The following is an 8,047-nucleotide window of genomic DNA, read 5'->3' on the forward strand; positions in this document are numbered from 1 at the left end:
GCGGGCGCACCGCCGGCCGACGCGATGGCCGCCCCGGCCGGATGAGGCGTCAGGGCCACCGCGACGGCGACGGCACAGGAAACCGCGGTGATCGTGGGTGAGACCGTACGGCTCGAGATGGACATGCCATCACCCCTCTGCCGCCGTTCCGGGCAGATGGGCCCCGGCCCCGTCCGCGCGTGTGGCCGACACGGGGATGCGGACGGGCTCCGGCGGTCATCCCCGTTACTCACCGTGATAGTGAGCACCCTTACGCTAAGAGATCGGCCAAGACCTTTCAGTGAAGTTAGTTACTGAAGGTGATGATCTTTGCTGCTGTGAGTGATCGTTGGGAGGCCGTTGCGCTCCCACGCGCGGAAGCCACCGACGACGTCGGTGGCGTGGCGCAGGCCCAGATCCTGCAGGGACGCCGCCGCGAGGCTGGAGGTGTACCCCTCCGAGCAGATGATGATGACCTTGATGTCGTCGCCGGTGGCCTGCGGGAGACGCGCGTCACTGGTGGGGTCCAGCCGCCACTCCAGGACGTTACGTTCGATGATCAGCGCGCCGGGGATGCCGCCCTCGGCGCCGCGCTGGGCCGCGGGCCGGATGTCGACCAGCAGTGCCCCGTCCGCCACCGCCGCCGCGGCCGTAGGCGGGTCGAGACGCTCCAGGCGGGCGCGTGCCCGGGCAAGCATCGCGTCGATCCGGCTGCCGCTCACGGCCGCCCTCCGCCCACGGCAAGCGCCCCCGCCGCGTCCCCAGCGGCGGCACCACCGAGCGCGTTCTCGAGCAGGAAGCCCTCGACCGCCTGCTCGGCGGCGTCCGGTGCATACCGCATCGGCAGTTCCGGGGGAGAGTAGGCGTGGATGGTCGCGGCCGGGATAGTCCCCGAATTCCCCACCTTGTGAATGTGGTTCCGATCGAATGTGAGCGACGCCCCCCGTTCATGCTGCCGCCAGTCACGGGGCCGCCAGTCCGCGTCGCAGGCGATCTCCGTGACGGGCCCCTGGATGACGGTCAGCGCGCCGAACGCGCCGCCATGGTCGTGCGCGCGGGTGTACTGGTCCGGGCACCAGCTGATCAGCCACACCTCGACCGATCCGGACAGCACGAGCCGGGTGTACCAGCGGTTGACCGGGTCGTGGCGCAGGATCGCCGTCCATATCCCGGTCGCGGCACCGAGGGAGCGGGTCAGCGCGGCCAGCACATGCGGTTCCACCGTTTCGTTTTCGTCTCGCAGCAGGGAATCGGGCACCAGGGCGGTGCCCGCGAGTAGTGGGTGGATGAGTGGCATGCTCGACTCCCTGTCGGTACGGGCGGAAAGCGATACGGATGGCGAGCGGTACGGGTGGAAAAACAGCGTGATTACATTTTTTTCGCGTTGCCGGTGGACCCGCGGGACGGCTGGCCCGCGGGCCGTGACACGCACCTCGGCGTTCCTGCCGTCACCGCCGACCGGCGTTCCCGGCGCAACCGCCGCCCCCGAGAAAAATCGGCTGGTTGACGACCAGGCGCACACGGCAAATCGGAGAACGCGCCAGGATCCGGATGAGCGGTCGGAACGGGAGAATTCAGACGGGCCGGTGACGTACCGGCGTGACCGGACGGCTTGGGATGACGCGACCGGAACCGGTGCCGTGGCGCCGGTCCGCGGTTGTCAGCGCATCCCGTGCGGGCCACACCCACTGGTACACGCCGCGCTGGCCACAAGCGCGTGATCGATCACGCGATCGCTGTGCAGCAGAATGCGGCGGGATGTCATGCTCGGCACTGTACAACCGACCCGCCACCACAATCCTCGTTTATTCTTGTTCACCCGTTCTGACGCCCCGCCCAGGCCATCCCGCACCGTTCCCGGCAGCATCCTTTCGATCATCCGTCCGACGCTGTCCCACCAGCCGCGAGACATCTCAGAACCCGAAACTCCCGATGCCCCGCACCCTGCCGGCCACGGGCCCGCGAACCGTCATCGCGGACGGGCCGCCGGGCGGGATGGGACGGTTCGCAGCGATCCGTCCGGAAAGCCGCCCCTCGCCGGGGAAAACGGCCGGGTACCTTCCACACATGGAGCAGCGGATCAGTCTGATCACACTGGGTGTCGGGGACGTGGGGCGTGCCCGGGCGTTCTACGAGCGGCTGGGCTGGCAGGGCCAGGAGCTCGAGGAGACCGTCTTCTTCCAGGCCGGCGGCGCCGTGCTGGTGCTCTGGGGACGCGACAAGCTGGCCCGCGACTGCGGTATCGCCGAGGACGCCGAGGGGAGTACCGGTGGGCAGACAGGCGGGTTCAGCGGTGTCGCGCTCGCGCACAACGTCCGCTCCAGAGCGGAGGTCGACGGCATCATCGCGGCGGCGCAACGGGCGGGTGCCACGATCACCCGCCCCGCGGCCGAGACGTTCTACGGCGGCTACGCGGGGGTTTTCACCGACCTCGACGGCCACGTGTGGGAGATCGCCCATAATCCCGGTTTCTCGTTCGCCGAGGACGGCTCGCTCATCCTCCCGGACTTCGGCAGCCCGTAGCCCGTGTCCGCGAACGGGCCGCCCGACGGCTCCCGTCCGCCGGGGCTGTCGCCGTTGGCGGCGCGTGTCCGGCATCCCCGGTATGCTCGGCACAGGTCATGAGCGTCAGCGTCAAGCCCCGGCTCGCTGGCCGGCAACCCTCCTCCGCGGTGGGGTGCCCCGGGTGAGGACCAGGCCGTAGCCGCGGTGGCTGCGGTAAGCGCGGATCCGCCCCCGGGTCCGGTGGACCCCGAGGAGTGCCGTGACCGCCCCTGCCACCATCCAGACCCCCGTCCGCCCGCGGCCGGCGGTGCCGTTTCCGGCCGGGGCCGTGGACGGCGTTGCCGCCGGCGCCCACCCACAGCCAGCGGGGGTGGACGGGCCGCTGCTGCCGGTCGTCGGCGCGGATCTGCGGGTTCCGCTCGTCCAGGGCGGGCAGGCGCGGTACGCCAACCTCGACTACGCCGCGTCCGCCCCGTGCCTGTCCGCCGTGGCGGCCAGAGTGGACGAGATCCTGCCGTTCTACGCCAGCGTCCACCGCGGCGCCGGATACGCCTCCCAGGTGACCACCGCGCTGTACGAGTCGGCGCGCGGGACGGTCGGCGCCTTCGTCGGCGCGCGGCCCGAGGACGTCGTGGTGTTCACCCGCAACACCACCGACGCGCTCAACCTGCTCGCCCGCTGCCTGCCCGGGCCGGCGGCCACCAGTCACCCGGACGACAGCCCGGGCCGCGGGGCGGCCGCCGGCCACGTGGACGGCACCGCGGGCGCGGGCGCCGCCGGCCATCCGGACGACACCGGCCAGGCGGGGGACCCCGGCCGCGGTGACGTGCTGTTCCTCGACGTCGAACACCACGCGAACCTGCTGCCCTGGCGTGCCGTCCGGCATCGCTGCCTGCCGGCCGCGGACACCGTCGACGCGACCCTCGACCGCCTCCGGCGGGCGCTGGCGCACCGGCCGGCCTGCCTCGTCGCCGTGACGGGCGCGTCGAACGTGACCGGCGAGGTCGTCCCCGTCGCCGAGATCGCCGAGATCGCGCACGTCCACGGCGCGCGGATCGTCGTGGACGCCGCGCAGCTGGCGCCGCACCGCCGCATCGACATGGCCGCCTGGGACGTCGACTATGTCGCGCTGTCCGCTCACAAGCTCTACGCGCCCTACGGCGCCGGGGCGCTGATCGGCCGCGCGGACTGGCTCGACGCCGCGCCGCCGTACCTCGCCGGTGGCGGTGCCGTAGCCGGGGTGACCGCCACCGCCACCACCTGGAAGACCGCCCCGCAGCGGCACGAGGCGGGCTCCCCCAACTCGCTCGGTGCGGCCGCCCTGGCCGCGGCCTGCCAGGTGCTGGCCGCGCTCGCGCCGGGCACCCTCGAACGTCACGAGGACGCGCTACGTGACCAGCTTGTCGCGGGGCTGTCCGGGCTGCCGGGCGTGGAGATCCCGCGGATCTGGGCGGACGCCCCCGACCGGCTCGGCGTGGTCACCTTCACCGTGCCCGGCCACAGCGCCGCGCGGACGGCCGCCTACCTGTCCGCCGAGCACGGCATCGGCGTGCGCGACGGCCGTTTCTGCGCCCATCCGCTGCTCGCCCGGCTGGACCTGCCAGGCTCGGCGCTGCGGGCAAGCGTCGGTGTCGGCACCTGCTCCGACGACATCGACCGGCTCGTCACGGCGTTGCGCACCTACCTGCGCGACGGCCCGAGCTGGACCTACCGGGAAGGGCCGGACGGCTGCGCCCCCGCGCCCGACACCCGCCGGCTGCCCGGCTGGTTCGCCCCCGACGCCGTCACCCCGCCCGTCCTGCCCACCCTGGCCGGCGTCTGCACCAACTGACCGGCCGCTGACCGGTCACTGCCAACAGCTGGGACCGCCGGCCGTCGGTATCCGGGAAGCCTGGTCGTCCCGGCCGGCCGGTGACCGTTCCGGGCCGGTGACCCGTCCCGGCAGGGTGGGTCCGTCCTGCGTTGTGGAGCAGGGCTCAGTCAGCCGTCCCCGTCCAGGCCAACGTGTGTCTGTGTCCTCCTCAGGAGGTTCGCGGGGCGTTGCCGTTGCCGGTGCCGCGGCTGGCGGTCGCGGTGAAGACGCGGGCGAGGTACTCGGTGCGCAGCACGCCGCGGCCGTCGGCGCCGATGTAGCCGACGTCCTTGGTCAGGTAACCCTCGGGGTAGCTGTAGCCCGCGGAGGTGATCTCGCCGTTACGGCTCCACCACGCCTTGCGCTGAGTGTGGCAGCGGTCACATTCGTGGATGACATGGTAGGCGCGGGCCTGTTTGTCCCAGACCGCGCTGTGGGGTTCCCAGCGGTGTCCCATGGTGCGGCACTCGATGAAACTGGCGGGCAGCTCGTGCGCCCAGGTCTCGATGTTGCGGCGGGGGGTGTGTTCGGCCATGGGATGGGCTGCTACCTCCGGAATCGCCTGTGTGGACGGGGCGGCGGGCCTGGACGTCGCAGGCTGCCATGCAGGTCAGATAGCACAGGCCAGGTGTTGATGTCGAGCACACGGATCGTTCCGCCATCTTCCGAATCAACCTGACTGTGCGGCTCTTCCTGACTGCGGACGGGAGTCAACCAGCAGGATTCATTATCGGCCTGTCGCACGAAGCGCACACATATCATGAGCGCAGGGTGACCGCCGCTACAGACCGGCCAGACCGGCCAGAGCGACCGACCGTGCCCAGCGGACCGCGGGCCGGCCCTGCCCACGGCGTCAGCGCGCCGGCGCTGGCGGTCGTGACCCGGCCACCGTGGCCGGCACCTGCTACAGGCCGACCCTGCCCGAGGGGTTGTCGCGGTCGAACAGGCGGCCGGCGCGTACATAACTGTCCAGGGACGCCGACGACCGCCAGCGTCCCTGCCGCATGATCGCCCGGTCGGGCACGCCGGCACGGGCGGCGGCCGTGGCAAACCCGGACCGCAGGGAGTGCCCGCCGAAGTCGTCCGGGGACAGGCCCGCCGCGGCGGCCCGGCGCTGGACGATGCGGGCGACCGAGCTCGGGTGCAGCCGGCCCGCGCCCACCCCGCCATGGCGGTTGATCGAACGGAAGGCGGGCCCGTCGGTGAGGCCCGCGGCCTGACGCCAGGCGATCCAGGAGCGGACCGGGCAGGTCGGCCGGTAGGAGCCGAAGGTGAGGCCGACCAGCGCCCCGGCGCGTTCCTGGTCGGTCTTGGACCTGCGGATGGTCAGCACCACACCGTCCGGGGTCTCGGCGATGTCGGCGACGTCCAGCGCGACGAGCTCGCCGCGGCGCAGGCAGCCGGCGAAACCGACCAGCAGCAGCGCCCGGTCGCGCAGGTCGGCGAGCCGGGAGTCGTCCAGTTCGGCGAGCACCTGGGTGAGCAGACCGGTCTCCAGCGCGTTCTTGCGCTTCACGGCGGTGCCGTGGACACGGCGGATACCGTCCCAGACGGTCGCGACCTCGGGTGAGGTGGCCGGATTGGGATGACGGCCGAGCTGGTGGGCCACGGAGATGGCGGCCAGCCTGCGGCGGATGGTGGTCGGTTTGTAGCCGGCGTCGGCCAGCGCCGTCAGGTAGCCGGCCACGGTTGCCGGCAGCGCTGGCAGCGCCACCAGGTGCGGGGAGCGCTCGGCGCACCAGGCGGCGAAGTGCCGCAGGTCTGTTTCGTAGGCACGCCACGTCGAGGCGGCCCTGGCCGCCCGGGCATAGTCGGCCACTCGCTCGACCAGGTCGGACGACAGCACCGTGTAATCGCCATCTCGACGAATCGCAACTTCTGTCCCGTCGCCGCCCACTTCCCAGCCCTTCTCTCCCGCGCCTCCCTGGCGCGCGAGAAGTGAAGCTTATCGCGCGCCAGCCCGCCTATAGTTTCGTATCTATAGTTTCGTTTCTATACGAAACGAAAAATCAAAACGATACTAAACAGTGAAGGATGCGCCTGGCAGAGCCGCACACCCGCCCCGGACCGAGCAGGGCGACCACCGCAAAGAAAAAGGGCGTAGGTCGCTTCCGTCGCCCCGACAGCGCTTTCCACCTACGCCTCGCCCGGCTGTAGGTGGTTTCCGCCGTGCCGATGACGGCTTCCACCTACGGCTGCGGTGCCCGGGCAGCCCCTCGAGAACGGCCGCCTGTACCACGGGTTCCGTTGACGGACGTGCGGCGGTGTTCGACCAGGCCTGCGCAGCACATACCCTGACGCTGATGATCGTGTTCCAGGCGAGCGCCATCAACGACGTCGACACCCCTACTGACCGGCTGCTCAGAGCGGGCCGGACTGGATGTGGTGGCGACGCCAAGGAGGCCCGGGGCTCGGGTCCGCGTCACCGGCCGCCAAGTAGCTTTCCGTGATTTCAGCGAGTCGCTGATCGATTTTGGGTTGCCGCTGACCCCGTCCTGGGACAGCCTCTGTGCATGGTCGAGGTGGAGGTGCTGACAGCGCACGACTGGCCCAGGTGGCGCGAGCTGAGGCTGGCCGCGCTTGCCGCGGTGCCCTACGCCTTCGGGGCCAGACTCGCGGACTGGCAGGGTGATGGCGACAGGGAGGAGCGATGGCGTGCCCGGCTGAGCATCCCGGGCTCGTGCAATTTCCATGCCGTACTCGATGGGAAGCCGGCCGGGATAGTCAGCGGCGTCCCGAGCCCGCGGAACGGCGTCGTAGAGCTGATCTCCCTGTGGGTCAGCGAGGAGGCGTGGGGGCAAGGCGTAGGGGATCGTCTGGTCCGGGCGGTTGAGCAGTGGGCTGTGCAGGGGCGGGCGGAAGTCTTGCAGCTCGCGGTCTCGCCCGGCAACAAGTATGCGATCGCGTTGTACCGGCGCCATGGTTTTGCGGACACAGGGCAATTCGGTGACGTGCTGCCCGGTGGGGGCAGAGAACACATCATGGCGAAGAGACTCCCCCCGGCTGAACTAGACGAGTAAGAGCATGTCTCGTGTGGCCGTTCCGGGTACATATCTGGTCATGGATGTGATGGAGAACAGCCTCGCTCTGCGGCTGGTCCCGGACGATCTATGGGAACGGGTGGAACCCCTGCTCCCCCGCTTCGAGACGCGCCGGCAGGGCGGCGGGACCGCGCCGATCGAGGATCGGGCTGGTCGGCGGGTCGTGGAAGCGGCTGGTGTTTCGGACCGGCCCGCACGGCGGCACGGTTGACAAGAACGCCCACACCGTATTCGTGCTGACCCGGTTCCACCATCATCTCAAGCGCCGCGACATCTACGCCGAGGCCGACGGCGATCCGCTGTGAGCGGCCCGAGATCCAGGCACTACCGGCCGGCTGCTCAGACTGAGCCGGACCGGATTTGGCGACGCCAGGGAGGCAAGTCCAGATTGGGATACCGCGGCGCGACGCCGGCCAGCGTGTCCGCGGTCCAGTACGGATGACCGGGCGGCGGGAAGCCGAACAGTTCGAGCTGCCGGGGGCTGGCCCGTTCGACGAAGCAATACCAGGCGGGGTCGTGACCGCGCGCCGCCCAGCCTCGGCGTTGTCCCCATTCCGCACCCGCGCGGCGGTAGCTGAGGTGCGTGGTGTAGCGAGCGCACCCAGGACGGGTCATGCCGGTGCCGCGATGGAAGGTGCCCGTTTCGAAGGCGACGTCGTTGTTGCGCGAG

At 70.9% G+C, this 8,047-nt stretch carries 9 protein-coding genes and 1 riboswitch; of the genes, 4 read left to right on the top strand and 5 right to left on the bottom strand.

Annotated elements, in window-relative coordinates:
- Nucleotides 1-290: 290 nt before the first annotated feature.
- Both FrCorBMG51_RS13835 and FrCorBMG51_RS13840 read right to left on the bottom strand, forming a co-directional pair.
- The gene (locus tag FrCorBMG51_RS13835; protein ID WP_047223479.1) at nucleotides 291-701 is read right to left on the bottom strand and encodes a rhodanese-like domain-containing protein; all 411 of its coding nucleotides are present in this window, start codon (nucleotides 699-701) and stop codon (nucleotides 291-293) included.
- Nucleotides 698-1,276 carry a cysteine dioxygenase gene (locus FrCorBMG51_RS13840; protein WP_052914660.1) on the bottom strand — a complete coding sequence of 193 codons (579 nt, stop codon included), beginning with the start codon at nucleotides 1,274-1,276 and terminating at the stop codon, nucleotides 698-700. The genes FrCorBMG51_RS13835 and FrCorBMG51_RS13840 overlap by 4 nt, the downstream gene beginning before the upstream one ends.
- Before the next feature lie 635 nt (nucleotides 1,277-1,911).
- Here FrCorBMG51_RS13840 and FrCorBMG51_RS13845 point away from each other — a divergent pair.
- Complete coding sequence (locus FrCorBMG51_RS13845) at nucleotides 1,912-2,502, top strand: VOC family protein (RefSeq protein WP_217699294.1); 591 nt, start codon at nucleotides 1,912-1,914, stop codon at nucleotides 2,500-2,502.
- Between the two features lie 94 nt (nucleotides 2,503-2,596).
- Nucleotides 2,597-2,710, top strand: a riboswitch (SAM riboswitch).
- 33 nt (nucleotides 2,711-2,743) lie between these two features.
- On the top strand, nucleotides 2,744-4,315 hold the full coding sequence (locus FrCorBMG51_RS13850; protein ID WP_235433564.1) for an aminotransferase class V-fold PLP-dependent enzyme: 1,572 nt from the start codon (nucleotides 2,744-2,746) through the stop codon (nucleotides 4,313-4,315).
- 190 nt (nucleotides 4,316-4,505) lie between these two features.
- Here the strand turns inward: FrCorBMG51_RS13850 and FrCorBMG51_RS13855 are convergent, their stop codons facing one another.
- On the bottom strand, nucleotides 4,506-4,871 hold the full coding sequence (locus FrCorBMG51_RS13855) for a hypothetical protein (RefSeq protein ID WP_047223480.1): 366 nt from the start codon (nucleotides 4,869-4,871) through the stop codon (nucleotides 4,506-4,508).
- A 369-nt stretch (nucleotides 4,872-5,240) separates the two neighbouring features.
- Nucleotides 5,241-6,182 carry a tyrosine-type recombinase/integrase gene (locus tag FrCorBMG51_RS13860; RefSeq protein ID WP_235433565.1) on the bottom strand — a complete coding sequence of 314 codons (942 nt, stop codon included), beginning with the start codon at nucleotides 6,180-6,182 and terminating at the stop codon, nucleotides 5,241-5,243.
- 667 nt (nucleotides 6,183-6,849) lie between these two features.
- Between FrCorBMG51_RS13860 and FrCorBMG51_RS13865 the strand changes: the two genes are divergently transcribed.
- Nucleotides 6,850-7,356: a GNAT family N-acetyltransferase gene (locus FrCorBMG51_RS13865; protein ID WP_047223482.1), complete on the top strand. Its 507-nt coding sequence runs from the start codon at nucleotides 6,850-6,852 to the stop codon at nucleotides 7,354-7,356.
- 197 nt (nucleotides 7,357-7,553) lie between these two features.
- Nucleotides 7,554-7,682 (top strand): hypothetical protein, encoded by a 129-nt coding sequence (locus FrCorBMG51_RS32550; protein WP_256386252.1) that lies wholly within the window; start codon nucleotides 7,554-7,556, stop codon nucleotides 7,680-7,682.
- A gap of 34 nt (nucleotides 7,683-7,716) precedes the next feature.
- Here FrCorBMG51_RS32550 and FrCorBMG51_RS29000 read toward each other — a convergent pair.
- Nucleotides 7,717-8,047, bottom strand: a 331-nt coding sequence (locus FrCorBMG51_RS29000; RefSeq protein ID WP_162233217.1) for a hypothetical protein, incomplete at its 5' end; no start/stop codon positions are given.

The organism is Protofrankia coriariae (assembly GCF_001017755.1).
Taxonomy (GTDB): Bacteria; Actinomycetota; Actinomycetes; order Frankiales; family Frankiaceae; genus Protofrankia; species Protofrankia coriariae.

Bases quoted from the DNA above. Each gene is read 5' to 3' on its own strand.
- FrCorBMG51_RS13840 (WP_052914660.1), bottom strand. From the start codon at position 1,276: ATGCCACTCATCCACCCACTACTCGCGGGCACCGCCCTGGTGCCCGAT.
- FrCorBMG51_RS13855 (WP_047223480.1), bottom strand. From the start codon at position 4,871: ATGGCCGAACACACCCCCCGCCGCAACATCGAGACCTGGGCGCACGAG.
- FrCorBMG51_RS13845 (WP_217699294.1), top strand. From the start codon at position 1,912: ATGCCCCGCACCCTGCCGGCCACGGGCCCGCGAACCGTCATCGCGGAC.
- FrCorBMG51_RS13865 (WP_047223482.1), top strand. From the start codon at position 6,850: ATGGTCGAGGTGGAGGTGCTGACAGCGCACGACTGGCCCAGGTGGCGC.